Genomic DNA, 26,621 nt, shown 5'->3' with positions numbered 1-26,621 from the left:
CTACTGCGCCCCGGGCCGCGGCCCTACCTTGTGTCCAAAGGAGGATCGAGCATGGGACAACTGGTCAACGGCGTGTGGGAAGACACTTGGTATGACACCGCCGCGCATGGCGGCAAATTCGTGCGCTCCACGGCGAAATTCCGCAACTGGATCACCCCGGACGGCGCGCCGGGGCCTTCGGGCGAAGGCGGGTTCAAGGCCGAGAGCGGTCGCTATCACCTCTACGTCGCCTATGCCTGCCCCTGGGCGCACCGCACCCTGATCTTTCGTGCGCTAAAGGGGCTCGGGGATCATATCGGCGTCTCTGTCGTGCATCCCGACATGCTCTCGGATGGCTGGGAATTCCGCACCGACTATCCCGGGGCCACCGGCGACCGGCTCTATGGGCTGCCATACGCCCGCGACATCTATCTCAAGGCCGATCCCGGCATCTCGGGCCGCGTGACAGTGCCAATCCTTTGGGATCGAGAGCGAGAGACTATCGTGTCGAACGAAAGCTCCGAGATCATCCGCGTGTTCAACTCGGCATTTGACGGGATAACCGGCAATACCGACGACTACTGGCCCGAAGACCTCCGCGATGCCATCGAGCCGATCAACGCGCGCATCTACGACACCGTCAACAACGGTGTCTACAAATCCGGCTTTGCCACCACGCAAGAGGCCTACGAGGCGGCCGTTTATCCGCTCTTCGACAGTCTCGATTGGCTGGAGGAGCGCCTGTCGGAAAACCGCTACCTGATGGGTGACCGGCTGACCGAGGCCGACTGGCGGCTCTTTACCACGCTGATCCGGTTCGACCCGGTCTATCACCTGCATTTCAAATGCAACCGAAAGCGCATCATCGATTACCCCAACCTCTGGGGCTACGTGCGCGAACTCTACCAATGGCCCGGCGTGCGCGAGACGGTGAATTTCGACCATATCGTGCGCCACTACCACTACAGCCACGAGACGGTGAACCCGCACCGGATCATCCCGATCAACCCGGTTCTGGATTACGACGCGCCGCACGGAAGGGGCTGAGAAAGACTCGGATCTCGTCGGCCACCGCGCGCGGATGGGTGATCGGCCCCATGTGCCCGGCCCCACCGATGCGCGCACGCCTCGCCTCTGGCAGGCGCGCGGCGAGGCCGTCATTGATCGCGGCGATGATCGCCGGAGAGTGCGTGCCCTCCATCAGCAGCACCGGGGCCTCGATTCGCGTCAGCGCGCCCGATGCCAGCATCTTGCCGGTATCTTCGTAGAGCGCCGCGTCGGCTGCTGCTATGAGCGGCATCTGCGCGGCTATGCGGTCGCGGATCGCCGAGGGCTGCGCGTCAAGGCCCTCGCCGTCACCCCAGACCGAGAGGAACCCGCGGGCCGCCGCCGCCATGTCACCCGCCTCCATCCCCGTCCGGAATGCGGCCATCTCCGCCTCGTGACCCGCGCGCAAATCGGGCCGGTCGGCCAGCGCAACGGCAAAGAACACCGGCTCATAAAGGCTCAGCGAGCGCACAAGATGCGGGTACTCGACCGCCAGCCGCAACGCCACTGTCGCGCCAAAGGAATGGCCGATGATATCGGCGGGATCATCGAGGAAAGCGGCGGCGATGGCGGTGCTCGCAGCCTGTATCTCGCCCGCCCCGTCCCACGGCGCGCTCAGCCCGTGGCCGGGCAGGTCGAAGGCGGTGATCGTCAGCAGGTCGGACAGGTCTCGCCCAAGAGCGGCCCAGCTACCGGCATGGGCGAGCGAGCAGTGGATGGCGAGGCCCGGGCGCGCACCCTGTCCCATCATCTGCCAATGCGTCGCGCGCCCCGCGCGCACGTCGCGGGGCATGGGTCAGAGTCGACCGTCGAGATGCATGTCGAGATCCTCCAGCCGGTCCTGTCCCCAGAACATCTGGCCGCTGTCCACCACGTAGAAGGGCGAGCCGAACACCCCCGCCTCGACCGCCTCCTCGAGATTGGCGGCATAGGTCTCGGCGCCGCTCAGAAGCCCGCTATCGGCGAGCGCCGGGTCAAAGCCTGCCCGCTCCAGGCAGTCGCGCACCACCGCGTCCTCGGCGATGTCGCGCTCCTCGGCCCAGCACGCGCGCAAAACGCTTTGCACCAGCGCTCCGGTATCGCCGCCGCCCGCGTTCTGCGCGGCGATGATCGCGTAGGATGAGGGTGCTGGGTTGGTCGGCCAATGCGCAGGCTTGAGGTTCAGGGCCATGCCGCGCTTTGCGGCCTGTCGGGCCAGTTCCTGCGCGCGGTAGACATTGCGCGAGGGGTGGCGCTCGGCCGGCGGCGTGCCTCCGGTACGCGCGAACAGTGCCATGATGTCGAGCGGCTTGTAGGTCACGTCCGCCCCGTGGCGCGCGGCGATCCGTTCAAGCCCATCCCCCGCGAGATAGGCAAAAGGCGACAGGGTGGAGAAATAATAGTCGATATGGGTCATTTCGGCACTCTCCGTTGCAGCACAGGTTTGCGCGACGGTAGGGCCATGCTAAGCGAGGCGCAACATCACGAATCTGTCATAGAGACAATCCCGGGAACATCGCCATGCCTGCCAATACCGAACCGAAGCTGATTTCGGGCAATGCCAACATGCCCTTGTCCAAGGCCATCGCACGCCGCATGTCCATGCATCGCGGCAAGACCGTCGGGCTGGTGGATGCGCGGGTAGAGCGGTTCAACGACCAGGAGGTGTTCGTCGAGGTCTTCGAGAACGTGCGCGGCGAAGACATGTTCATCATCCAGCCCACGTCGAAGCCCGCCAACGACAACCTGATGGAGTTGCTCATCATGGCAGACACGCTGCGCCGGTCCTCGGCACGGCGGATCACGGCGGTCATTCCCTATTTCGGCTATGCGAGACAGGACCGCCGCACCAAGGCGCGCACACCCATCTCGGCGAAGCTGGTGGCCAACATGATTGTTGGTGCAGGCATCGAGCGGGTGCTGACGATGGATCTGCACGCCGCGCAGATACAGGGCTTCTTCGACATCCCGGTGGACAATCTCTACGCCTCACCGGTCTTCGCGCTCGATATCAAGGCACAATTCACTGACGCGCTGGACGATGTGATGATCGTCTCGCCCGACGTGGGCGGGGTGGCGCGGGCGCGTGAGCTGGCCAAGCGGATCAACGCGCCCCTCTCCATCGTGGACAAGCGCCGGGAAAAGGCAGGTGAGGTGGCGGAGATGACGGTCATCGGCGACGTCACCGACAAGATCTGCATCATCATCGATGACATGTGCGACACCGCCGGCACCATGTGCAAGGCCGCCGAGATACTGCTGGAGAACGGCGCGCGCGAGGTCCATGCCTATACCACCCACGGTGTCATGTCCGGACCCGCGGTGGAGCGGATCACCAATTCCAAGCTCAAGTCGATGGTTATCACCGACACGATCCAGCCCACCGAGGCGGTGGCCGCCACTCCCAATATCCGTATCGTACCCACTGCGCCCATCTTCGCACAGGCGATCCTGAACATCTGGAACGGCACGAGCGTGTCATCGCTGTTTGAGGCATCGTCGCTGGAGCCGATCTACGAGGGGCTGCTGGTCCGGGATCCGGGGCGATAGACGGGGAATCCCGGGCTGTTTGGCTGGGTGAAACAGTGCGGAAAGCGGTCTTTTTTGCATAGGGTGGGGTGTGCATTCGGTCGCAGCGGGTTCAAGTCCTTGAAAGGGCGCGGTATTCTACAGTATACAATCGTTTCGAAGCCGCTTGCCCGACAGCAAAGCCTCTGCTACACCCCAGCCGAATTTCGGTGTTTCGCAAGTCTCATCGTATGACAACGCCCCCGGCCGCGACCTTGCGTCAAGCGGGTTCAACCGGGGCCAGATTATCGGAAGGGTGGACGTGTCCGAACCAGCTTCGATTTCATCCGGCATCGCCGCGCGCTATGCCACCGCCATCTTCGAGCTCGCGAAGGAGGCCAAGTCGCTCGCCGCGCTTGAGACCAATCTCGATGATCTCTCCGCAGCACTCGATGCCAGCGCGGATTTGCGCGCGCTCGTCGGCTCGCCGGTGTTGAGCCGCGCCGAGCAGGGTGCCGGCATCGTCGCGGTCGCGGACAAGATGGGGCTCGTCCCGGAACTGAAGAACGGGCTCGGCCTGATGGCGGCCAAGCGCAGGCTCTTCGTGTTGCCGCAGCTCATAGCCCAGCTTGGCGAGATGATCGCCGAAGACAAGGGCGAGGTGAAGGCCGAAGTGACCAGCGCGAAGGCGCTGAGCAAGGCTCAGTCCGACAATCTCGCGAAAACGCTCAAGGCGCGCATCGGGCGCGATGTGAAACTGAAAACGACCGTCGATGAAAGCCTCATCGGCGGTCTTGTCGTCAAAGTGGGCTCGAAGATGATCGACACCTCGATCCGCTCGCGGCTCGATTCCCTCCAGAATGCAATGAAAGAGGTCGGATAAATGGGTATCCAAGCATCAGAGATTTCTGCGATCCTGAAGGACCAGATCAAGAATTTCGGCGAGGAGGCCGAGGTCGCCGAGATCGGTCAGGTGCTGTCCGTGGGTGACGGGATCGCGCGGGTTTACGGTCTGGATAATGTCCAAGCGGGTGAGCTTGTCGAGTTTCCGGGCTCGATCATGGGCATGGCGCTCAACCTCGAGAGCGACAATGTTGGTGTTGTGATCTTTGGCTCCGACCGTGACATCAAGGAAGGCGACACCGTCAAGCGCACCAAGTCCATCGTGGACGTGCCGATTGGCGACGAGCTGCTTGGCCGCGTCGTGGACGGCCTGGGCAACCCACTCGACGGCAAAGGCCCGATCAAGACGAAAAACCGCGGTCTGGCCGATGTGAAGGCCCCCGGCATCATCCCGCGTAAATCCGTGCACGAGCCGATGGCCACGGGCCTCAAGTCGGTGGACGCGATGATCCCGATCGGTCGCGGCCAGCGCGAGCTCATCATCGGCGACCGCCAGACCGGCAAGACCGCAGTGGCGCTCGACACGATCCTGAACCAGAAATCCTACAACGAGGCCGCGGGCGACGACGAGGGCAAGAAGCTCTACTGCGTCTATGTCGCCGTCGGCCAGAAGCGCTCGACCGTGGCGCAGCTCGTGAAGAAGCTCGAGGAAAGCGGCGCGATCGAGTATTCGATCGTCGTAGCCGCCACCGCGTCCGACCCCGCACCGATGCAGTTCCTCGCGCCCTACTCCGCCACCGCGATGGCCGAGCATTTCCGCGACAACGGGCGTCACGCGCTCATCATCTACGATGACCTGTCGAAACAGGCGGTGGCCTATCGCCAGATGTCGCTGCTTCTGCGCCGCCCGCCGGGGCGCGAGGCCTATCCGGGCGACGTGTTCTACCTCCACTCTCGCCTGCTGGAACGTTCGGCCAAGCTCAACGAGGAAAACGGTTCGGGCTCGCTCACCGCTCTGCCGATCATCGAGACGCAGGCCGGCGACATCTCGGCCTTTATCCCGACCAACGTGATCTCGATCACCGACGGCCAGATTTTCCTCGAGACGGACCTGTTTTACCAGGGTATCCGCCCGGCCGTGAACACCGGCCTTTCGGTCAGCCGCGTTGGCGGCTCGGCACAGACCAACGCGATGAAATCGGTCGCGGGGCCGGTCAAGCTCGAGCTTGCGCAGTATCGCGAGATGGCGGCCTTCGCGCAGTTCGGATCGGACCTCGACGCCGCCACGCAACAGTTGCTCAACCGCGGTGCGCGCCTGACCGAACTGATGAAGCAGGCGCAGTATTCACCGCTCTCCAACGCCGAGATCGTGTGCGTCATCTACGCCGGCACCAAAGGCTATCTCGACAAGATGCCCGTGGGCGATGTGGGCCGGTTCGAGCAGGGGCTGCTCAAGCACCTGCGCGGCAAGCATCAGGACCTCCTGGACTACATCACCAAGGAGGATCCCAAGATCAAGGGTGAGGCCGAGGACAAGATCAAGGCTGCGCTGGACGAATACGCCGCCGACTTCGCGTAAGGGGGAGATAAGGCAATGCCGAATCTCAAGGACCTGAAAAACAGGATCGCGTCGGTCAAATCGACCCGCAAGATCACCAAGGCCATGCAGATGGTTGCCGCGGCGAAGCTTCGCCGCGCGCAGGAGGCCGCGGAAATGTCGCGGCCCTACACCGAGCGTTTCAACGCGGTGATGGCCAAGCTGGCCGCATCCGTGGGTGACGCCGAGAATGCGCCCCCCCTGCTCAGGGGCACCGGCGACGACAAGGTGCACCTGCTGGTGGTGATGACCGCCGAACGTGGGCTGTGCGGCGGCTTCAACGCCAACATCGCCAAGCTCGCCAAGGCCGATGCCGCCGACCTGCTGGCGCAGGGCAAGACGGTAAAGATCATCACCGTTGGCAAGAAGGGCCGCGACGCGATGAAGCGCGACTACGGTCAGTACTTCGTCGATCATGTCGACATGACCGAGGTCAAGCGCGTGGGCTATGCCGATGCGCAGACGGTCGCGGCCAACGTGCTCAACCGTTTCGACGCGGGCGAGTTCGATGTGGCCAAGATCTTCTACTCGCAGTTCCAGAATGTGGTCACCCAGATCCCGACCAAACAGCAGATCGTTCCCGTCGATACCGGAGACGCGGAGGATGTCGATACCGGCACCTTCTACGACTTCGAGCCCGACGAGAACGCGATCCTCACAGAGCTTCTGCCGCGCGCCGTCGCCACGCAGATCTTCAGCGCACTGCTTGAAAACGGGGCCTCGGAACAGGGGGCACGGATGTCGGCGATGGACAACGCGACCCGCAACGCGGGCGAGATGATCGACAAGTTGACCATCGAGTACAACCGCTCGCGCCAGGCCGTGATCACCAACGAGCTGATTGAAATCATTTCCGGCGCGGAAGCGCTGTAAAGACAAACCGGAGACGAAACATGGCAAACGCAAAAGGCAAAGTGACCCAGGTCATCGGCGCCGTGGTGGACGTTCAGTTCGGCGACGACCTGCCCGCGATCCTGAACGCGCTGGAAACCGACAACCACGGCAAGAAGCTGATCCTGGAGGTTGCGCAGCACCTCGGCGAGAATACCGTGCGCACCATCGCGATGGACGCAACCGAGGGTCTTGTGCGCGGGCAGGAGGTGACGGACAGCGGTTCGCCGATCTCGGTGCCGGTGGGCAATGCCACGCTGGGCCGCATCATCAACGTGGTTGGCGAGCCGGTGGACGAACAGGGCCCGGTCAACGCCGACGAGACCCGCGCCATCCACCAGCCCGCACCGGAATTCGACGAACAGTCGACCGAGAGCGAAATCCTCGAGACCGGCATCAAGGTGGTGGACCTTCTCGCTCCCTACGCCAAGGGCGGCAAGATCGGCCTGTTCGGCGGCGCCGGCGTGGGCAAGACGGTTCTCATCATGGAACTGATCAACAACATCGCCAAGGTGCACTCGGGCTATTCGGTGTTCGCCGGTGTCGGCGAGCGGACCCGTGAGGGCAACGACCTCTACCACGAGATGATCGAATCCAACGTCATCAAGCCCGACAACCTCGAGGAGAGCCAGGTGGCCCTCGTCTACGGCCAGATGAACGAGCCGCCGGGGGCCCGTGCCCGTGTCGCGCTGACCGGCCTGACGCTGGCCGAGCAGTTCCGCGATCAGTCGGGCACCGACGTTCTGTTCTTCGTCGACAACATCTTCCGCTTCACGCAGGCGGGTTCCGAGGTGTCGGCGCTTCTGGGCCGCATCCCCTCGGCCGTGGGCTACCAGCCGACGCTGGCCACCGACATGGGCCAGATGCAGGAACGCATCACCTCGACCAAGCAGGGCTCGATCACGTCCATCCAGGCCGTCTACGTGCCTGCGGACGACCTCACCGACCCGGCCCCGGCGACGACCTTCGCCCACCTCGACGCCACCACGGTGCTGTCGCGTGCGATTTCCGAGCTCGGCATCTACCCCGCCGTGGACCCGCTCGACTCCAACTCGCGCCTGATGGACCCGCAGATCGTGGGCGAGGAGCACTACCAGGTCGCGCGCGACGTGCAGGGCATCCTGCAGCGCTACAAGGCGCTTCAGGACATCATCGCCATCCTCGGGATGGACGAGCTCAGCGAAGAGGACAAGCTGACCGTGGCCCGCGCCCGCAAGCTCCAGCGCTTCCTGTCGCAGCCCTTCGACGTGGCCAAGGTGTTCACCGGCTCCGACGGCATCCAGGTGCCGCTTGAAGAGACGATCAAATCGTTCAAGGCCGTGGTCGCGGGCGAATACGACCACCTGCCGGAGGGGGCCTTCTACATGGTGGGCGGCATCGACGACGTGGTTGCCAAGGCTGAGAAGATGGCCGCTGCCGCTGCCTAAGCGCCGCGCGGCGGGCCACCGGCCCGCCGCCACCCACAAGAGGAGGCCGATATGGCTGAGACAGTGCAATTCGATCTCGTGAGCCCCGAGCGTCTTCTCGCCTCGGTGGAGGCGCGCGAAGTGCTGATTCCGGGTGCCGAGGGCGACATGACGGCCCTGCCCGATCACGCACCGCTCATCACCACGCTGCGCCCCGGCATCATCCGTGTCTCGGGGGTCGATGGCGACAAGGAATACGTCGTCACCGGCGGCTTCGCAGAAATCAACGGCCAGAGCATCTCGGTCCTGGCCGAGCGTGCCCTGCCGCGCGCGGACGTAACGAAGGAAGACTTTCAGGCGATGGTGGACGAGGCGACCGAGCGCCTCAATCGCGTGAAGGAACAGAACGCCGACGAGCATGGTCTCATCGATGATGCCACCAAGCTTCTGCACGACATGGTGGCCGTAGGCGATCACATCGGCATGTCCCCCAACTGAGATCAAACATGATCACAGCGAAAAAGGGCTGCCGCGTGCGGCCCTTTTTCTTTTCCGGCCTTACTCGGCGGCCTGACCGGTGATCTTTGCCAGATGGACGCGCAACTGCTCGGCCTCGTAGCGGGCCTCGCGCAGCCCCTCCATCGTCGCCGAGAGTTCGGCCTCGGCCTGGCTGAGCTGATTGGTCAGTTCCGCTTCGCGCTGTTGCAGGTAGGTGATCGCCTGGTCGCGCGTCTCCTCGGCCTCGTGCAATTCCTGCGCGAGACGCTCAAGTTCGCCCACCTCAGAGGGCTGCACCCGCACGAAACGGTGTATCAGCCAGTTGGCGAACCAGCCCACGCAGAATGCCACGAAGAGCACGATCGCGGTCGCGATGATGAATTCAGTTCTGTTCATCGGCGGTGCTATCCTGACCGGCCTCTTCTTTCCGTTCCTCCTTGTCCCCCGTATCCTCGGCGCTTTCAAGGCCCGTTTGCTCCTCGGGGGCGGGATCGGGCCGGATCAGGCGAAATTCGATGCGCCGGTTGGTTTCGCGGCCCTCCTCGGTGTCGTTGTCGGCGATTGGCCGGCTCTCGCCATAACCCTTCGCCTCGAGCCCGGAGGTAAGCACCCTGCGGAGGCGCAACTCGTCGAGCACCGCGCGCGCCCGCTCAAGGCTCAGCCGGGCGTTCATCTCCTCGCGACCTTGGCTGTCGGTATGGCCCGCCACCTCCATGCGGATCTCGCCGCATTCCTTGAGGATCTCGGCGATCTCGTCGAGAATCATGGCCCCCGTTCCGTCGATCCGCGCCGATCCCGGCTCGAACCCTATCTTGCGGTCGTCCTGCACCGCAGCGATGCGCGCCTCGCACTCCTCGGGCGTGGGCAGCGCGGCCACGGCGTCGAGCTGCTCGACATAAGTCACGTCAAGATCGAACGGCTCGCTGCTGCCCAGCCTGTCGACCAGGAGCTGCGCTATGGCGGTGCCTGCTTCCTTGCGCCCCGACTTGCCGCGCACCACGGCGGAATCAGGCGTCACCGTCACCGCACCGCTGTTGAGATGCGAGAGTGCCTCGATGGCGAGTAGCACGCGCATCGGCCAGTCCTCCGGAAGCCCCTCGGCCACACGCGCGGTCACATGCACCGCATCCGCGGCAAAACGCGCCTGAGCCAGGCTCGTCGCGGTGTCGCGCATCCGCGCGCTGCCGATGCGCCCACGCAACAGCACCTGCCCCTCGGGCGACAGCGTCGCGATGAACTCCTGCACCACCGGCGCGCTCTTCTCGTCAGGTGGGGGCGGCAGCGTGGCATCGAGTGCGAAAACCTCCGGCAACGCCCCTTCGAGCGTGCCAACCACGTCGTCGAACAGTGCCTGATCGGTGCCCGGCTTTGCCAGCAGGGAGATATCTGCATCGGTGAGCGTGACGCTGCCCGCGCCGAGACGCGCCAGCGCGTCGATCGCCTGTTCGACGGCGCGCGCCCAGTGCGGCGACGGCACGCCCATGCCGACAACGCATTCCGCGCGCCCCTCCTGCCCCGCACGCGCGGCGGCGCGCAGGATGTGCTCTCGCGCCTCCTCGGTATCGGCTGAACAGGCGTCAAAGCGCGCACCACGTTCGTCGATGACAAAACGCAGCGTGAACGGCGTGATCACCGGGCGCGGCGCGGAAATATCCAGAGCGAGGCGCACATCCTCGGGGCTGCGCCGCGCCAGATCGGTCTCAATGCGTCGCTTTTCCTCGGCGCTGTCGACCATGGCCGTGACTGAAACGCGGTCGGCGCTCACCGATATCTTGCTGCGCGGCAGGCTGCCGAGCGCGTGCAACGCGTGGCGCAACGCGGGCTGCCAGCTCTCGGGCGCCGGGTAATCGGCAGCATCGAGCAGGTCGGCGACCGGCGCCCCGTCCGTCGCCTGCGCGATATCCTCGAGAAGTTCTTGTCGGTCAAGCCCGGCGGGCACCAGCCCGATGAGCGAAATGCCCCGCTCGTTGCGCAGTATCTCGATGGCGAATTGCGGCGGCGCGAGCGGCTCGGCCTCTTCCACCACGGTCTGGTCGATCACCCTTGTAGCATCGACCACCTGGCCTGCGACAGACAGCGCGGCAAAGCGCGCGGCTTCGTCCGGCGCGGTCCCGGCGAGGAACACCTGCAACCCGTCAGTGCCCACCTCGGCCCAGACCATGCCTTGCGTGTCGAGCGCATCGCGCACTGCGCGGCGCGAGCCGTCCTCGATGGCGCTCACCGCAAAGCCGGCGGCCAGCATGGACAGCGCGGCGGCCCCCGCAAAGGCCCCGCCGATGGAAAAGATGGTGGACAGGCGCCAGGACATGCGACCTCGTGTCGTTGCACTCGCCTGTGTTCTAGGCACCGCAAGCCCGGAGCGCAATCACGCCAGCAGCGCGACGGCGAAAAACGGCAAAGGCAGCAGCCCCGCGTTGCGATTCGAGCGGAAAAGCGCCAACAGCCGCGCGTTGTCATCGAGCCGCAGCCGCCGCAACTGCCCGAAGAGGTGCCAGCCCATCGCCCAGACCCCGCACAAGGCCACGACCAGCGCCACGGGCCGCCCCGCAGGCGCGGCAAGAATCACCGCCACCATCATCAGGAGCACGCAGGCCACGAGAAACCGCCGCAGCCAGCGCGGCGAGTCGTCGCCAAATAGCCGCGCAGTGGATTTCACCCCTATCAGCGCGTCATCCTCGGCGTCCTGATGGGCATAGATCGTGTCGTAGAAGAGCGTCCACGCGATCCCCGCGAGGTAGAGCACCACCGCTGGTGCCTCGAGCCGCCCGGAATGCGCCGTCCACGCAAGAAGCGCACCCCAGTTGAAGGCGAGCCCGAGGAAGATTTGCGGCCACCAGGTGAACCGCTTGGCAAAGGGATAGACCGCCACCGGCAGGAGGGCGAGAACCCCGAGCGCGATGGCCGCCGCGTTGAACGTGAGCAGGATGGCGAACGCCACGAGGGACTGCGCGCACATCCACGCCAGCGCGCCGCGCACCCCCACCTGCCCCGAGGGGATGGGCCGCGAGGCAGTGCGCGCTACCGACCCGTCGATGTCTCGGTCGGTGATGTCGTTCCAGGTGCAGCCCGCCCCGCGCATCAGAAACGCTCCAATGGCGCAGCCCGCGAAAATCCACGCGTCAAACCAGCCCGTGCGCCCGTCGGCCAGCATCGCCAGCACCAGCCCCCACCAGCACGGCAGCAGCAACAGCCAGGTACCGATCGGTCGATCTGCGCGGCTGAGCCGCAGGTAGGGGCGCGCGGCGGCAGGGGCGTAGCGATCCACCCAATTGCCCCGATAGGCATCGGCCACGGTGCCTTCGGCCTCTGGTGTCCGGTTTGCTGCGCTCATATGCTAACCCCATGAGTGGATCGCGGATCAGGCTGTATGTAGAGCACCCGCTGGGGGAAGGGCAAACCCTGTCTCTCGATCGCGCGCAGGCGCATTACCTCTTTTCGGTGATGCGGCTCGGCCCGGGCGACGGTGTTGCCGTGTTCAACGGGCGCGATGGCGAATGGCGGGCCACCGTCACCGAGGCCGGCAAGCGCGGCGGCACGCTCGCCTGCGAGACGCAGACCGCGCCGCAGCGCGACCCGCCGGACCTGTGGCTGCTGTTCGCGCCGATCAAGAAGGCACGAACCGATTTCATCGTGGAAAAGGCCGCCGAGATGGGGGCCGCGCGCATCCTGCCGGTGCAGACCGATTTCACCAATTCCGAGCGTGTCCGGCAGGACCGGCTACAAGCCCACGCCGTCGAGGCCGCCGAGCAATGCGGCGGCACCTATGTTCCCGAGGTGACTGGCCTGCACAGGCTCGATTCACTGCTCGCGGATTGGCCCGCGAACCGCCGCCTGATGTTCTGCGACGAGGCGCTTGCGGGCGGTGCCTGCGCCCTGCCCCCTGACGGGCGAGGGCAGCCATGGGCCGTGCTGATCGGCCCCGAAGGCGGCTTTTCCGACGCCGAGCGCGCCCGCCTCTCAGCCCTGCCCTTTGCCCATCCGGTGGCCCTGGGGCCGCGCATCCTGCGCGCGGATACCGCCGCCGTCGCGGCGCTCACGCTATGGCAGACGACCTGCGGGGATTGGACATGAGCCTCATCCGCCCGCAGGCGCGCGCCGCGCTCTGGCGCTGGCGCGAGGTGCTGGCGGGGACGGGGGCCGGCGTTCTGGGGCTTTGGTGGGTGCTGGGCGGCACCGGGATCGTGCAGGCGCTGGGCTGGGTGCTTATCGCGGTGGCGGTGGCGCTGGGGCTGGCCGGGGTGCAGCGCGCGCGCTTTCGCACCGGGGCGGGCGGGCCCGGCGTGGTGGTGATCGACGAGGGGCTCATCGCCTATCTCGGGCCGCAGACCGGCGGCGCGGTCGCGCTGTCGGAAATGACCGCGCTCGTGCTGGATGCAAACGGGAGGCGCCGCTGGTTGCTGTCGCAACCCGGCCAGCCCGATCTCGCGATCCCGCTTGATGCCGAGGGGGCGGATGCACTATTCGATGCTTTTGCCACACTGCCGGGGCTGCGTAGCGGACAGGTCGTGGCGGCGATGCGCCGTCCCGCGCCCGGCCAGCACCTTCTGTGGGAACGAGCAGACTGGGGGGCTAAGCGACCAAGGCTGCATTGACACCCGCGCCGAATGCCGCCAACTCTGACCCCCTAACCGAAGCACACCGCGCAGGAGGCCCGCGCATGTCCATTCCCCAATCCGGCGGCGGGCCGATCGAGCACCACGCGCAACTGGCAGAATATCTCGAAAGCGGCTGCAAGCCACACGACGATTGGCGTATCGGCACCGAGCACGAGAAGTTTGGCTATTGCCGCGACACCCTGCGCCCCCTGCCCTACGAGGGCCGCCGCTCGATCCTCGCCGTGCTGGAAGGGCTGCGCGACGGGCACGGCTGGACCCCGGTCGAGGAGGCCGGCAAGCTCATCGGGCTGGAAAAGGATGGCGCCAACGTGAGCCTGGAACCGGGCGGACAACTGGAACTGTCCGGCGCGCCGCTCGAAAACATCCACCAGACCTGCGACGAGGTGAACGAGCACTTGGCGGATGTAAAAGACATCGCCGACAAGGTGGGCGTTGGCTTTATCGGGCTGGGGGCCGCGCCGATCTGGCGGCACGAGGAGATGCCGGTCATGCCCAAGGGGCGCTACCGGCTGATGACCGATTACATGGACCGCGTCGGCACGATGGGTAAAACCATGATGTATCGCACCTGCACCGTCCAGGTGAACCTCGACTTCGGCTCCGAGGCGGACATGGTGCAAAAGTTCCGCGTGGCCCTCGCCCTGCAACCGGTCGCCACCGCGCTCTTTGCCAATTCGCCGTTTTTCGAGGGCAAGCCCAACGGCCACAAGTCGTGGCGGGCCCGCGTCTGGCGCGATCTCGACCCGGACCGGACGGGCATGCTGCCATTTGTCTTCGACGAGGGGTTCGGGTTTGAGGCCTATGCCGACTACGCGCTCGATGTGCCGATGTATTTTGTCTATCGCGACGGCGTCTATCACGACGCGTTGGGCCAATCCTTCCGCGATTTCCTGCGCGGGGAACTGCCCGCCCTGCCCGGCGAGAAACCCACGCTGTCCGATTGGGCCGATCACCTCACCACAATTTTCCCCGAGGCGCGGATCAAGAAATTCATGGAGATGCGCGGCGCCGATGGCGGCCCGTGGCGCAGGCTCTGCGCGCTCCCGGCCTTCTGGGTGGGTCTGATGTATGACCAGGGTGCGCTCGACGCAGCCTGGGACCTGTGCAAATCCTGGACCGCAGAGACCCGTGAGGCGTTGCGCGTGGCCGCGAGCGTCGATGGGCTTCAGGCGCGGGCCGGCGACATCGCGATGCACGATCTCGCGCGCGAAGTGCTCGACATCGCCGAGGCGGGGCTGAGCGCGCGCGGGCGCGCCGGCGGCGGTGGGATGATCCCCGACGAGACGCATTTCCTCGGCACGCTGCGCGAGAGCGTGGAGACTGGCAAGACCCCCGCCGACGAGTTGCTCGAGCGCTACCATGGTGACTGGCAAGGCGATCTGAGCCGCATCTACGCCGATTACAGCTACTGAACGTCGCGCGACAGCACGCCGCAGGCATCAGTCCCAAAAAATCGAATTTCCTTTCATCTGGCGCGCGAGCAGGCCGGATTCAAGCGCGTTCGGACTGATAACCGGTCGATTTCGGGACAATCGTGACGCGGGGTTCTGCTAATTTCAACTACCGGGTCGCATACGAGTCCGGATGACGCAACTACGAGGGAATCTACAGATGTCCGATAAATTCGTCGTCGGCTACGACGGCAGTGTCGCGGCGCGACGCGCATTGGAGTTCGCGGTCGCGCGGGCAAAGGCGCAGGGCGGTGCGATCGTCCTGGCGCATGTGCTCGAATGGTCGCCATATTCGTTTCTCACACCTTCCGAGCTCGAGGAGCGGCACATGCGCCGCCGCGAGGAAATGGAGCGCGCCGAAGAGGCGGTGCTCGGGCCGGTCGTCGCGGAATTGACCGACAGCAGTGTTTCGGTGGAAACGGTGATCCGCTACGGCAACATCGCCGAGATGCTCGGCAAGATCGCCACCGAGACGGGGGCGGTGCAGATCATCGTTGGGCGCGAGGGTTCCTCGGCGCTCGAGGCACGCATCTTCGGCTCGGTCGCGGGAACGCTGGTGCAGACCGCACCGGTGCCCTGCACCATCGTGCCGTGATCGGATCAACAACAGGGATCAAAATTATGAACAAGAACATATTCTCCGCGGCGCTGGCCGCGGCGGGGCTGGCGCTCGTGGGCGCACCGGCCTTTGCACAGCAACAGGCGATATCGCTCGACGACAAGGTGAACCAGATTTTTGCCGACTCGACCGGCTGGTTCGTCGGCCTCATCTTCTCGAATTTCCCCGGCACCTCGTTTCCGTGGATCGTGATGTGGCTGGTGGTGGGGGCCACCGTTTTCACGCTCTATTTCGGCTTTGTTCAATTCCGCGCCGTCGGCCATGCTATCTCGTTGGTAAAGGGCGACTATTCCGATCCCGACGACGCGGGTGAGGTGAGCCACTTCCAGGCGCTCGCCACGGCGCTCTCGGGGACCGTGGGCCTCGGCAACATCGCCGGTGTTGCGGTGGCGGTCAGCATCGGCGGACCGGGGGCCACCTTCTGGATGATCCTCGCGGGCCTGATGGGCATGGCGTCGAAATTCACCGAATGTACGCTCGGGGTGAAATACCGCAACGAATATCCCGACGGGCGCGTCTCGGGCGGCCCGATGTACTACCTCTCCAAGGGGTTTGCAGAACGCGGCCTGCCGGGGGGCAAGATCCTCGCGGTGCTGTTCTCGATCTTCTGCATCCTCGGCGCGCTGGGCGGCGGCAACATGTTCCAGGCCAACCAGGCGCACCAGCAGATCACCGGCGTGGTCGGGCAGTATCCCGGCTGGATCACCGGGCTGGTCTTTGCCGGGCTCGTATTCGCGGTAATCGTCGGCGGGATCAAATCCATCGCCCGCGTGACCGAAAAGGTGGTGCCGTTCATGGGCATCCTCTATGTCGGCACCGCGCTCGTCATCATCGCGATGAACTATCACCTGATCGGCTGGGCCTTCGGCCAGATATTCGCCGGCGCCTTCACCGGGCTCGGTGTCGCGGGCGGCATGGTCGGTGCACTGATCCAGGGCTTCAAGCGGGCGGCGTTCTCGAACGAGGCGGGCGTCGGCTCGGCGGCCATCGCCCACTCGGCTGTCAAGACCAAGGAGCCGATCACCGAAGGGCTGGTCTCACTCCTCGAGCCGTTCATCGACACCGTCGTGATCTGTACCATGACGGCGCTGGTCATCATCATCACCCAGCAGCTTGTCACCGACCCGCAGACCGGCCTCTACCTGCTCAACGAGGCGGGCAACGGCGTTAAGACCGTGGGTGGCACCTCGGGCGTCGGCCTGACCTCGGCGGCCTTTGGCAGCGCCATCGGCTGGTTCCCCTACGTGCTGGCACTGGCGGTGGTGCTCTTTGCCTTCTCGACGATGATCACCTGGTCCTATTACGGCCTCAAGGCCTGGACCTACCTGTTCGGCGAGGGCGACACCAAGGAACTGGTGTTCAAGGTGATCTTCTGCGTCTTCGTGGTGATCGGGGCAGCGGCACAGCTTGGCCCGGTGATCGACTTCTCCGACGCGGCGATCTTTGCGATGGCGGTGGTCAACATCATCGGCCTCTACTTCCTGATGCCGATCGTCAAGCGCGAGCTCGACAGCTACATGTCGCGGCTGCGCTCAGGCGAAATCAAGAAGTTCATCTGACAGCGCACCCCTTGAGACGTGCCGTGGGGGCCGCCGGGAAACCGGCGGCCCTTTCATCTTTGGCGAGACTGCATAGGTAAAGAACATGATAAGGTAGCCAGACGAAAGGAAGGTGAATGATGGACAAAGACACATACGAGAAGAAACTGCAGGCACAGCTCGACCAGTGGCAGGCCGAGATCGAGAAGTTGCAGGCGCAGGCCCGAGAGGCAACAGCCGACATGCAGGGCAAGTATCAGGAGCAGATCCGCGAGTTGCGCGAGAAGCGAGACGAGATGGAGGCGCAGTACCGGAATATCCACGCCGCCGGCACCGATGCTTGGCAGGACTTCAAGACCAGTGCCGACAAGGCCTGGGACGACATGGCGACAGCCATGAAATCGGCATGGAGCCGGTTCGGCTAGGGTATCCTGCCCGCGCGGGCCAGGCTCTCATCCGGCTGAACGCGCGAAACAAAGGGGGGGGCCGGGCGCAGGAACACGGATGGTCAAGGCACACGCGCTCTGCGATGTCAAACCAAGCACACGCGTGGCCCACCCGCCAGGACGGCGGGGGTTCCGGCGTCGCCGCTCCCCTGTACTCAGCCGGCTCGCAGCCGCGCCGCCGCGCGGAACTCGGTCTCCTCGGTCACGGCAAACCGCCCGCCCGAGAGCTTTTGCAGTTTGCCTTCGCGCAAGAGCTGCCCGAATGAGCGCAGCCCGTCTTCGCGCGAAAAACCCTCTTCGTCGATCTCGCGCAGCTTGCCCATCAACATCGGCCGCGAGAACTGGCTGCGGCCTTCGACATCGGCGAGATAGGCGGCCGCAGCCTCGAGCAGGTCGGGCAGATCGGTTGCGCCCAATTCCTCGGCAAAGGTGGAAAAGCCCTTGTCCTGCGCCTCGACCACCTCGGACCGCGCCGCGGCGGCCACCCGACGCGGACGCACCGGGGTGCGCGCCGTGTCCACGCGCTGCTCGGCCACCAGCTTGAGCGGCGCCGGGCGCGGCTCTTCGGGGCGGGTGCCGCGCGGGGCATCGGGGGCAGGCATCGCCCGACGCGGTCGAACGGCAGCGTCGAGATCGCCGCGATAGGGCGAGGCGTCTACCTTTTTTTCCAGGTCCGCACCCGCGGCCTTCTCGGCGCGGGTGGCGGCGAGCGCGGCGCGCAGGTGCTGGATCGTGTTGCGTCGCCGCACCGAGCCGGGATCAGCCATATGGCTGTCGGTCTCGTCGAAGATCCGCGACACCTCGGTCCGTTTCCCGCCCTTCGCCTGCGCAGGCTCGGTATCGGGCGTGGGCTCGTCCCTGGCGACCTCCGGTTCGTCCCAGGTCTCCGCCTCATCCTCCGCCTCGATCTCCTCGCCAAGCTCTGCATCTAGGCTCGCGAGTTCGCGTTGCAGCTCTGCCTCGTCCTCGGGGCTGAGCGCGTCAGCCTCGTCGCCGAAGATGTTGACCGTGTCCTCGCCTGCCTCGTCCGGCGAGTCTAGAAGCCCGCCCTCGCGTGCGGTCTCGACATCGGCGCGGCTTACCTTGAGCACCCGCGCACCGCGCCGGTCATCGGCGTCGGGCGGGGCCGCATCATCGGTCTCGTCGGTGCCCGTCTCTGGTTCTGTCGCAGCCCCGGCCTGCGCATCCACCGGCGTGGCATCTGCGAGGAGCGCGGCAAGCGTGTCCTCGAACAGGCTGTCCTTATCCCGCGCCACCGCCGTCTCGGGCGCCGGAGTTTCTGCTGCGGATGCGTCGCGTTCATCCCGGGGATCTGCACCCTCGTTCGCCTCAGGCGGTGCGGCCACGGTCTCCTGTCCGGTGGGGGCCGTGGCGTCGTCGTTCTCATCCACCTCGTCCCATGCAATCGGCCCTGACGCGGCGGTGTCCGCGAAGTCCTGGGCATGTTCGTCCTCGTCATAGGTGTCCGACGCGCCAACCACCGAGCGGATGAGGTCGAGCCGCGCGCTTAGATCATCGGTCCCGGTGGCAGGCGGGGCTACACCCGCATCATCCGCCTGCTGCACCGGCGGCTTCGCGGTTTCTTCCCGGTTTGTCTCGGGTGCCGGAAACTCGTCTTCGCGCTCGAGACCTTCGGGCTGCAGCGCGTCAAGCGTCGCGGCGTCCTTTTCCGGGCCCTCCGTCTCGGTTTCGGCCTCGGATTCGAGTGTATCCGCCGTGTCGGCTGCAAGGTCCTCCTCGGGTGTGGGCTGCTCCTCTGCCGCGGCCTCCATCTCAGGTGCAATTTCTTCCTCGGCAGCGCTATTCTCATCAGGAGAGGAATCCTCCCCGGACACAGCCCCCGGCTCGGGAGCGGTCTCCGCTCCGGGTGCGGCGCTCAGCGCGTCGGCGAGCGCCTTGCCCACGGTCGCGTTGTCCTGCGCACGCAGGACGATCCGGCCCTCGTGTTCATGCGCCTCGACCCGGCGCGCAATCTCGCGCTCGGCAATACGCGCCAGCATGTCGGCATCGGGTGTTGGGGGCTCGGCCCCGAAATAGCGGTCATCGGCGGCAAGATCCCGGAAATACTCGGCAATCGCCTTCATCGTCTCGAACGACTCGTCAAACCCTTCCAGCGTGCACGAAAACGTGCCGTAGGAAACAGTCAGGATCTTACTGGAACCAACCATGTCAAATGCTCACTTTGCTTGCCTGCAAAGACAGTGTTTACCATACCCTCCGCGACCAAAGCGGCCCGATTCTTCGATCTTTACTGTATCATTTCGTGGCCCGATTGTGTCATCGCAGATATTAACGCAACGATAATGGCGACGGGAAATGATTGTTCGCGAAAAGGAGGCAATCACACTGATCGGCGGTGCGCATGTGGCGCGCTCCGATCTTGATGCCGCCCTGAGTCTCGCGCCCGTGGTGGTGGCCGCCGATGGTGGTGCGGATAAAGCGCTTGAGGCCGGGCTTATGCCACGCGCGGTGATCGGCGATTTCGACAGCATCAGCGCCGCCACCCGCGCCCGCCTGCCCGATGACATCCTGCATCCGCTGCACGACCAGGACAGCACCGATTTTGACAAGTGTCTCGCGCACATCGACGCGCCGCTGATCCTCGGGTTGGGTTTCACCGGCGACCGGCTCGACCACCAGATGGCCGCGTGCAACGCGCTGGTGCGCCACGCCGGGCGGCGCTGCGTGCTGCTGGGCGCGCATGACCTCATGTTTCTCTGCCCGCCGGTGCTGGATCTGCCGTTAGAGCCGGGCTGCCGGGTGTCACTATTCCCGATGGGCGCGGTGGAAGGAGCGTCCGACGGGCTGGAATGGCCGATCGGCGGGATCAACTTCGCGCCCGACGGACGCGTAGGCACCTCGAACCGCACGGTTGGGCCGTTGAACCTGTCGGTTACCGCACCCAAGATGCTGGTCATGTTGCCGGGCAATATGCTGGAGACCGTGGCACGTGCCCTGATGTCCGCCACCGCGACCTGGGAACCGACATGAGCACGACACTGCGCAAAGGCTGGTTCAACGCGGTGGTAATCGACCTGGCGCGGCAGATGCGATGGACCTTCCTGCCGCCGCTCATGGTGTATTTCGCCGCCGGGTTCTCGGGGCTGACGGCAATCGTCGGCACCTTCTTCGTCAAGGAATATCTCGACCTGTCGGCCGCCTACCTTGCAGGGCTCGCCTTCTGGGCCGGGCTTCCCTGGGCGCTCAAGATGCCGCTGGGACACCTCGTGGACATCATCTGGCGGTGGAAATGGCTGCTGGTCTATGTCGGCGCGGGGCTGATCGGACTGTCGGTGTTCATTATGTACCTCCTGCTTACGCAGACCGAGATGATGACCGCAATCATGCCGATGGCAGCGTGGTATATCGCCTCCTACATGCTTGCGCCCTCGGGCCTCGTGATCCAGGACGTTGTGGCCGACGCCATGTCGGTCGAGGCGGTGCCGCGCATCGACGCCGACGGCCGTGAGATCGCGATGGAGGAGTCGCGCGCCCTGCACACCACGATGCAGACGCTGGGCCGCTTTGCCCTGATCCTCGGGACGGTGGCGGTGGCGGCGCTCAATATCACCATGTTCTCGGGGATCGAGGCGATGGACGCCGAGGGCAAGCGTCAGGTCTACGCCACGATCTATCTCAGTGCGCTGGCGATTCCGCTGGTGTCGGTCTCGGGCGTGGCGCTGGCGGGGATGCAGAAATGGCGCGCGCGCCGGGGGTTGCTCCGGGGCGGGCTGAGCCCGGCAGAGGCCGATACGCTGTTCGAGCGACCGGGAGAGGACACAAAACCCAACCCGTGGTACTTCATCGGCGGCGCGGGGTTCGTCGCGGTCTCGCTCACCGTCGGGCTAAGCGAGATCGCCTACGGGCAGGAGATCATCTTCGCCGGATCGCTGACGATCGTGCTTCTGCTGATGCGCCAGCTTGTCGCCGTGCTACCAGTCGCGCAGGCGCGCACGCTGATCGGCACGGCGCTCATCGTCTTCATCTTCCGGGCCACCCCGCGGCCCGGTGACGGCTACACCTGGTTCTCCATCGACGAACTGGGGTTCGATCAGCAATTCCTCTCTATCCTGTCGCTCATTACCTCGATGCTGACGCTGGTGGGTATGGTGATCCTGCGCCCGCTCATGGCCAACAATTCAATTGTCTGGATCGTGGTGGTGCTGACCATCGCGGGCGGGCTGCTGTCGCTGCCGAATATCGGGCTCTATTACGGCGTGCAGGACGTAACATCGGCGCTTACCGGGGGCGTGGTGGATGCGCGCTTCATCGCCATCCTGGATACCGCGCTTGAATCTCCGCTGGGCCAGATCGCGATGATCCCCATGCTGGCCTGGATCGCGCGCAACGCACCTGACGATCTCAAGGCCACGTTCTTCGCGGTGATGGCGTCCTTCACCAATCTCGCTCTCTCGGCCGGGTCGCTGCTGACCAAGTATCTCAACCAGGTCTTCGTCGTCACCCGCGAGGTGACCCACCCGGAGACCGGCGCCGTCACCACCCCCGCCGATTACAGCCAGCTTGGGCTGCTGCTCATCGTCGTGACCGCGATCACCGTGGCGGCCCCGTTGCTGGCCGTGGCTCTGGTACAGCGCTCGCGGCTCAGAAGCGTCGATTGAGCGGGAAACGTACAGTGTTGTGGGGCCGACAATCGGCCTGAAGCGGCCTCTTGAGCACCCTGTGGGTAGCCACGCAATGATGCCGGGCCGATGCGTCCGTCCAGAGGTCGAACCTGTCCCCAACCGCCCGTGCGCCCTTGGCTTTGACAACCAGGCGATTTTCGTGAAGGTGGGCACTCCGGGGGAGGGTGCATGATGGACAACGCGGGCCGGATGTCGCTGGGCATCCTTCTGATGATCGGGTTCTGCGTTCTGGCTCCGCTCCAGGACAGTTTCGCCAAGCTCATCGGCGGGGCGGTCGCCGTGGGGCTGGTGGCGGCCACGCGGTTCCTGTTCCAGGCGGGTCTGCTCTTGCCTGTGGCAATGGCCTTCGGCTGGCTGCATCGACCGGGGCGAGGCGAGATCGGGCTCCACCTTCTGCGCGGCGCACTCTTGCTGGTGGCCACTGCCTTTTTCTTCACCGCGCTGCGCTTCATGCCGATTGCCGATGCGATCGCCATCTTCTTCGTCGAGCCGTTCATCCTGACGCTGCTGGGCGGCCTGCTTCTGGGCGAGCCCATCGGCCCGCGCCGCTACATCGCCTGCGGCGTGGGGTTCGCGGGCGCGCTGCTCATCATCCAGCCGTCTTTTCAGGAGGTGGGGGCGGTGGCGTTCCTGCCGCTGGTGACGGCGCTTTGTTTCGCCTTCTACATGATCCTGACGCGGCAGATGGCCACGCGGATGCACCCGATCACACTTCAGGTCTATACCGGGCTCGCGGCGCTCGCGCTGGCCGCACCGCTTCTTTGGGTCTTCAAGGGCAGCGGCTTTGCCCCGCTCGATGCAAGCTGGCCGGCGCCCGACATGCTGCGCCTGCTGGTGGCGCTGGGTGTGGTGGCAACGCTGAGCCACGTCTGCCTGAGCTTCGCGCTGTCGCTGGCACCCGCCTCGCTGCTGGCACCGTTGCAATACCTGGAAATCGTCAGCGCCACGGTGTTGGGTTTCTACATCTTCGGCGATCTGCCTGACGGGCTAAGCGTGGCGGGGATCGTGCTTATCGTGGCCTCGGGACTGTTCGTGTTCCTGCGCGAGCGTCACCTGGAGCGGCGGCCTACCCCGCAGCCCTGAGACGTTTGCGTGCAGTCACCGGACCGTCGCCTTGTGCCTCGATGCGGGCGATGGCGTCTTGCAGCGGCTCGTATGCCACGGCCATGTGATGGACGTTGGCGTGGATCAACGTGTCAGGGTCCACGACCCAGGCGACATGGCCGCGCCAGAACAGCAGGTCGCCGCGTTGCAGGGGGGCGTCCTCGGACAGCGGGTGTCCGAGCGCGGCCTCCTGCTCGGCGCTGTCACCGGGGCAAGGCAGGGCGCAGGCGAGGCAAGCCACCTGCACCAGCCCCGAGCAATCGATGCCAAGGGCGGAATTACCGCCCCAGAGATAGGGCGTGCCCAAGAGCCGCTCGGCCACCGCGACGGGATCGGTCTCGGGTACATCGAGCGGGGCGAGATGCGCGCTCGGGGCATACCCATGTGGCGTCTTGGCAAAGCGGTCCGTCTCGGCGCGCACTTCCAGCCGCGCGCCCAGGCTAAGCATCGCACGCTCGCGGCTTTTGAAATCCGGGGCGGGGTAGAGGTGGGTGGCGCGCGCGTGCACGCGGTGCGTCACCGGCGCGTCGGGGGTGAGTGCGGCCTCGGGGACGAAGCCGGGATAGCCGTCGCGCTGCGCCGTGACCTCGGCCCAGCCATCGCGGTGCCCCCTGACAGTGACCGCCTCGCCCATCAGAAGCTGCCGGTCGCGCGGACCGTTCGGCGCGCGGCACAGATCGACCAGCGGCCAGCCGATGAGGCGCGTCTCGCTCACAGCCCCAGCACCTCGGGCAGCGCCTCGAGCAGCGCGCGCGCGCCCATGCCGACGCCGCCCTTGGGCCGGGCGGGCGCGGGCTTGGGCTGCCATGCATAGATGTCGAAATGGGTATAGCGCAGGCAACCCGCGAAGCGGCGCAGGAACAGCGCGGCGGTGATCGAGCCCGCCATGCCGCCCGAAGGCGCGTTGTCGAGATCGGCAATCCCCGGCTCGATCATGGCCTCGTAGGGCGCATGAAAAGGCATGCGCCAGACCGGGTCGGCAACCTTTTCCGCCGCCCTATCGAGCGCGGCAGCGAGCCGCGAGTCGTCGGTGTAATAGGGCGTGAGGTCGGGGCCGAGCGCCACCCGCGCCGCGCCGGTGAGGGTGGCCATCGAGACCATCAGGTCGGGGGCGTCCTCGGCCCCAAGCGCCAGTGCATCGGCGAGCACAAGCCGTCCCTCGGCATCTGTGTTGTTCACCTCCACGGTCAGGCCATTGCGCGCGGTCAGGATGTCGCCGGGGCGAAAGGCCGTGGCGCTGACGGCATTTTCCACCGCAGGGATCAGAACGCGCAGCCGCAGGGGCAGGCCGAGCGTCATGATCATTTGCGCGACGCCCAGCACCGTAGCCGCGCCGCCCATGTCCTTTTTCATCAGCCCCATGCTGTTGCCGGGCTTGAGGTTGAGCCCGCCGGTATCGAAGCACACGCCCTTGCCGACGAGGGTAAGCGCAGGCCCCGCGTCGCCCCAGCGCATGTCGATGAGGCGCGGTGCCTGCGCCGCGGCGCGCCCGACCGCGTGGATCATCGGGAAGTTTTGCGCGATCAGGTCGCCGCCGCAGACCACCTCGACGCGGGCACCAAAGCGGGCCGCAAGATCGGTGCAGGCGGTCTCGAGCGCATCGGGGCCCATGTCGGCGGCGGGGGTGTTGACGAGGTCGCGGGTCAGCGCCTCGCCGGCGGCGATCACCTCGAGCCGGGCGGCATCCACGCCCTCGGGGGCGACGAGGCGCGCTTTCGCGGAACCCTGCTCGCGGTAGCGGTCGAAGGCGTAATGCGACAACAGCCAGCCGAGCGCCTCTACCTCGGTCGCCTCGGGCGGTAGCCCCTCGATGCGGTAAGTGCCCTCGGGCAGCGCAGTCGCGGCGGCGGCGAGGTGAAAACGCCCTCGCGCGCGGGCGGCCTCTGTGCCGTAGCCCGCCACCGCGAGAGCGATGCCGCCCGCGCCGTCGGGAACCGGTGCGGCTTGGCCAAGCGCGGCAGTGAACCCGGTGGCGCGCAGCCAGTGTGCAGTTGCCTCGGGCTGTGCCGCGAGCCATGTCTCTAGCGCGTCCTCGGTGATGACATGCAGCGGGATGGCTTGGGTGCCGGGATCGGCAAAGGTAAGGGGCATCGGCGGTCTCCGGGACAGGGGTTCAGCCGCAGCCTAGCGGGGATTGCGCCGCCTGCAAGCCCCGCCGCGACGGTCGCGTGCGCAACCTCAGAACGCCCCGTCCTGCATGTCCCATATCTCGCAAAGCGACTGTTCGGCGATGCGCAACAGGCGGGCGAATGTTGCGCCAAGCGCAGTGCCGTCGCCCGCATCGATACAGCCGGTCACGTCGCGGGCCACCCGCGCCATCAGCGGCATGCCTACCTCCTCGGCCATGCCGACGAGGCCGCGGCAACCCTTGCGCATCTCGGCGAAGCGCGCGGCGCGAAAGTCTCGCTCGGCACGCGCAAGCCGCGCAGCGATCTCTTCTAGCGCGCGGCAAACCACGTCCTCTGCCCCGCGCGTGCCAAGTTGCATGTAAAGCGCCTCGAGACGGTCAGCGTCGAGACGCACCCGTTCTGCCGGTTGCAAGGCCGTCACCTGTTCCACTGTCTCACCCGATCATCGACTTACCGCGCCCCCACGGACGGATGCAGGATGCGGCGCAACGGTTCTCAAATGGTTTCCAGGCGCAACAATTCTCTCTCGAATTCCGTGAAAATACCGTTTAATCGGGGCAGGCCCCGCCGCTCTGGAGACGATCATGGATCATGTGCGCCCCCTGCCGTCCTACCTGGTGCAGCGCTATCACGGTTGGCGCGCCACGGGCTATGCCGAGAACCAGGCCTGGTACCGTCACCTTGCCGAGCAAGGGCAGCACCCGCGCGCGATGGTTATCTCGTGCTGCGACAGCCGCGTCCACGTAACCTCGATCTTCGGTGCCGATCAGGGCGAGTTCTTCATCCATCGCAACATCGCCAATCTCGTTCCGCCCTACGAGACAGATGGCGGACAGCACGGCACCTCGGCGGCGGTGGAATTCGCGGTCACCGCGCTGAAGGTGGCGCATATCCTCGTGATCGGCCATTCCGCCTGCGGCGGTGCCAAGGGGTGCCAGAAGATGTGCTCTGGCCAGGCACCCGAGCTCGAGCAGAAGACCAGCTTTGTAGGGCGTTGGCTGGAAATCCTGCGACCGGGTTATGAGCGCGTGAAGAACGTGGACGACGAGGCGGCACAGCTCGACGCGCTGGAGCGACAGACGGTGGTGGTGTCGCTCGAGAACCTGATGAGCTTTCCCTTCGTGTCCGAGCGGGTGGCGACGGGCGCGCTGTCGCTGCACGGGTTGTGGCACGATATTGGCTCCGGCACACTCGAGCAGTATGACGCGGTCCGGGACAGCTTCGTGCAGCTGTGACGGTCGCTTCGTTGGTGGCGCCGGAGACCGGGATTGCGCAGGGCGCAAACCCAAGATTGCGTCGGCGTGCGTGTGCAGGGCGGGATTTTCTT

Annotated in this window: 26 protein-coding genes; 17 read left to right on the top strand and 9 right to left on the bottom strand. The window is 65.7% G+C overall.

Features of this window, described 5'->3' with window-relative positions; all coding sequences use genetic code 11:
• Nucleotides 1-51: 51 nt before the first annotated feature.
• On the top strand, nt 52-1,026 hold the full coding sequence (locus tag CRJ03_RS15640; RefSeq protein ID WP_104019803.1) for a glutathione S-transferase family protein: 975 nt from the start codon (nt 52-54) through the stop codon (nt 1,024-1,026).
• Here CRJ03_RS15640 and CRJ03_RS15635 read toward each other — a convergent pair.
• Both CRJ03_RS15635 and CRJ03_RS15630 read right to left on the bottom strand, forming a co-directional pair.
• Entirely contained in the window at nt 983-1,819 is an 837-nt protein-coding gene (locus CRJ03_RS15635) for an alpha/beta fold hydrolase (protein ID WP_104019802.1), read from the bottom strand. The genes CRJ03_RS15640 and CRJ03_RS15635 overlap by 44 nt on opposite strands.
• Nucleotides 1,820-1,822: 3 nt before the next feature.
• Nucleotides 1,823-2,422, bottom strand: a complete 600-nt coding sequence (locus CRJ03_RS15630) for a 2-hydroxychromene-2-carboxylate isomerase (RefSeq protein ID WP_104019801.1) — start codon at nt 2,420-2,422, stop codon at nt 1,823-1,825.
• 104 nt (nt 2,423-2,526) lie between these two features.
• On the opposite strand from CRJ03_RS15630, the gene CRJ03_RS15625 reads away from it, so the two are divergent.
• The 6 genes from CRJ03_RS15625 to CRJ03_RS15600 all read left to right on the top strand — a co-directional run bounded on the left by CRJ03_RS15625 (nt 2,527) and on the right by CRJ03_RS15600 (nt 8,748).
• Complete coding sequence (locus CRJ03_RS15625; protein WP_104019800.1) at nt 2,527-3,555, top strand: ribose-phosphate pyrophosphokinase; 1,029 nt, start codon at nt 2,527-2,529, stop codon at nt 3,553-3,555.
• Between the two features lie 274 nt (nt 3,556-3,829).
• Complete coding sequence (locus CRJ03_RS15620) at nt 3,830-4,396, top strand: F0F1 ATP synthase subunit delta (protein ID WP_104019799.1); 567 nt, start codon at nt 3,830-3,832, stop codon at nt 4,394-4,396.
• Entirely contained in the window at nt 4,397-5,935 is a 1,539-nt protein-coding gene (atpA, locus tag CRJ03_RS15615) for a F0F1 ATP synthase subunit alpha (RefSeq protein ID WP_104019798.1), read from the top strand.
• Nucleotides 5,936-5,950: 15 nt separating this feature from the next.
• Nucleotides 5,951-6,826, top strand: coding sequence for a F0F1 ATP synthase subunit gamma (locus CRJ03_RS15610; protein WP_104019797.1), 876 nt, complete (start codon nt 5,951-5,953; stop codon nt 6,824-6,826).
• Between the two features lie 20 nt (nt 6,827-6,846).
• Entirely contained in the window at nt 6,847-8,271 is a 1,425-nt protein-coding gene (gene atpD, locus CRJ03_RS15605; protein WP_104019796.1) for a F0F1 ATP synthase subunit beta, read from the top strand.
• Between the two features lie 51 nt (nt 8,272-8,322).
• Nucleotides 8,323-8,748: a F0F1 ATP synthase subunit epsilon gene (locus CRJ03_RS15600; protein ID WP_104019795.1), complete on the top strand. Its 426-nt coding sequence runs from the start codon at nt 8,323-8,325 to the stop codon at nt 8,746-8,748.
• Between the two features lie 60 nt (nt 8,749-8,808).
• Here the strand turns inward: CRJ03_RS15600 and CRJ03_RS15595 are convergent, their stop codons facing one another.
• Genes CRJ03_RS15595 through ubiA form a run of 3 tightly spaced genes read right to left on the bottom strand, consistent with a single transcriptional unit; the run spans nt 8,809 to nt 12,079 of the window.
• Nucleotides 8,809-9,144 (bottom strand): hypothetical protein, encoded by a 336-nt coding sequence (locus CRJ03_RS15595; RefSeq protein WP_104019794.1) that lies wholly within the window; start codon nt 9,142-9,144, stop codon nt 8,809-8,811.
• Complete coding sequence (locus CRJ03_RS15590; protein ID WP_104019793.1) at nt 9,131-11,056, bottom strand: OmpA family protein; 1,926 nt, start codon at nt 11,054-11,056, stop codon at nt 9,131-9,133. Before CRJ03_RS15590 ends, CRJ03_RS15595 begins: the two co-directional genes overlap by 14 nt.
• A 57-nt stretch (nt 11,057-11,113) precedes the next feature.
• Entirely contained in the window at nt 11,114-12,079 is a 966-nt protein-coding gene (gene ubiA, locus CRJ03_RS15585; protein ID WP_104019792.1) for a 4-hydroxybenzoate octaprenyltransferase, read from the bottom strand.
• A gap of 11 nt (nt 12,080-12,090) precedes the next feature.
• On the opposite strand from ubiA, the gene CRJ03_RS15580 reads away from it, so the two are divergent.
• From CRJ03_RS15580 to CRJ03_RS15555, 6 genes are all read left to right on the top strand, one after another.
• A complete protein-coding gene (locus tag CRJ03_RS15580; protein WP_104019791.1) occupies nt 12,091-12,819 on the top strand; it encodes a 16S rRNA (uracil(1498)-N(3))-methyltransferase in 729 nt (242 codons plus the stop codon).
• Nucleotides 12,816-13,340, top strand: coding sequence for a hypothetical protein (locus CRJ03_RS15575; protein WP_104019790.1), 525 nt, complete (start codon nt 12,816-12,818; stop codon nt 13,338-13,340). The genes CRJ03_RS15580 and CRJ03_RS15575 overlap by 4 nt, the downstream gene beginning before the upstream one ends.
• 65 nt (nt 13,341-13,405) lie before the next feature.
• A complete protein-coding gene (locus CRJ03_RS15570) occupies nt 13,406-14,776 on the top strand; it encodes a glutamate--cysteine ligase (protein WP_104019789.1) in 1,371 nt (456 codons plus the stop codon).
• A gap of 199 nt (nt 14,777-14,975) precedes the next feature.
• Nucleotides 14,976-15,410, top strand: coding sequence for a universal stress protein (locus tag CRJ03_RS15565; protein WP_104019788.1), 435 nt, complete (start codon nt 14,976-14,978; stop codon nt 15,408-15,410).
• A 26-nt stretch (nt 15,411-15,436) separates the two neighbouring features.
• Entirely contained in the window at nt 15,437-16,993 is a 1,557-nt protein-coding gene (locus CRJ03_RS15560) for an alanine/glycine:cation symporter family protein (RefSeq protein ID WP_104019787.1), read from the top strand.
• A 119-nt stretch (nt 16,994-17,112) separates the two neighbouring features.
• Nucleotides 17,113-17,397: a sll1863 family stress response protein gene (locus tag CRJ03_RS15555; RefSeq protein WP_104019928.1), complete on the top strand. Its 285-nt coding sequence runs from the start codon at nt 17,113-17,115 to the stop codon at nt 17,395-17,397.
• Nucleotides 17,398-17,573: 176 nt separating this feature from the next.
• Here CRJ03_RS15555 and CRJ03_RS15550 read toward each other — a convergent pair whose 3' ends face one another.
• Nucleotides 17,574-19,586, bottom strand: a complete 2,013-nt coding sequence (locus CRJ03_RS15550) for a hypothetical protein (protein ID WP_240611698.1) — start codon at nt 19,584-19,586, stop codon at nt 17,574-17,576.
• A gap of 148 nt (nt 19,587-19,734) precedes the next feature.
• Here CRJ03_RS15550 and CRJ03_RS15545 point away from each other — a divergent pair, with 148 nt between their 5' ends.
• From CRJ03_RS15545 to CRJ03_RS15535, 3 genes are all read left to right on the top strand, one after another.
• Nucleotides 19,735-20,409 (top strand): thiamine diphosphokinase, encoded by a 675-nt coding sequence (locus CRJ03_RS15545; protein WP_104019786.1) that lies wholly within the window; start codon nt 19,735-19,737, stop codon nt 20,407-20,409.
• Entirely contained in the window at nt 20,406-22,037 is a 1,632-nt protein-coding gene (locus tag CRJ03_RS15540) for an MFS transporter (RefSeq protein ID WP_104019785.1), read from the top strand. The genes CRJ03_RS15545 and CRJ03_RS15540 overlap by 4 nt, the downstream gene beginning before the upstream one ends.
• Before the next feature lie 192 nt (nt 22,038-22,229).
• Nucleotides 22,230-23,144, top strand: a complete 915-nt coding sequence (locus CRJ03_RS15535; RefSeq protein WP_104019784.1) for a DMT family transporter — start codon at nt 22,230-22,232, stop codon at nt 23,142-23,144.
• Here the strand turns inward: CRJ03_RS15535 and CRJ03_RS15530 are convergent.
• From CRJ03_RS15530 to CRJ03_RS15520, 3 genes are all read right to left on the bottom strand, one after another.
• Nucleotides 23,128-23,880: a C40 family peptidase gene (locus CRJ03_RS15530; RefSeq protein WP_104019783.1), complete on the bottom strand. Its 753-nt coding sequence runs from the start codon at nt 23,878-23,880 to the stop codon at nt 23,128-23,130. The genes CRJ03_RS15535 and CRJ03_RS15530 overlap by 17 nt on opposite strands.
• A complete protein-coding gene (locus tag CRJ03_RS15525; protein WP_104019782.1) occupies nt 23,877-25,256 on the bottom strand; it encodes a leucyl aminopeptidase family protein in 1,380 nt (459 codons plus the stop codon). The genes CRJ03_RS15530 and CRJ03_RS15525 overlap by 4 nt, the downstream gene beginning before the upstream one ends.
• A gap of 87 nt (nt 25,257-25,343) precedes the next feature.
• Entirely contained in the window at nt 25,344-25,688 is a 345-nt protein-coding gene (locus tag CRJ03_RS15520; protein WP_240611697.1) for a hypothetical protein, read from the bottom strand.
• A gap of 190 nt (nt 25,689-25,878) precedes the next feature.
• Here CRJ03_RS15520 and CRJ03_RS15515 point away from each other — a divergent pair, with 190 nt between their 5' ends.
• Nucleotides 25,879-26,529: a carbonic anhydrase gene (locus CRJ03_RS15515; RefSeq protein WP_104019780.1), complete on the top strand. Its 651-nt coding sequence runs from the start codon at nt 25,879-25,881 to the stop codon at nt 26,527-26,529.
• Nucleotides 26,530-26,621 lie beyond the last annotated feature (92 nt).

The sequence above is a fragment of the Roseovarius nitratireducens genome, assembly GCF_002925845.1.
GTDB lineage: Bacteria > Pseudomonadota > Alphaproteobacteria > Rhodobacterales > Rhodobacteraceae > Roseovarius > Roseovarius nitratireducens.
This window is presented reverse-complemented; position numbering and strand designations above follow the sequence as displayed.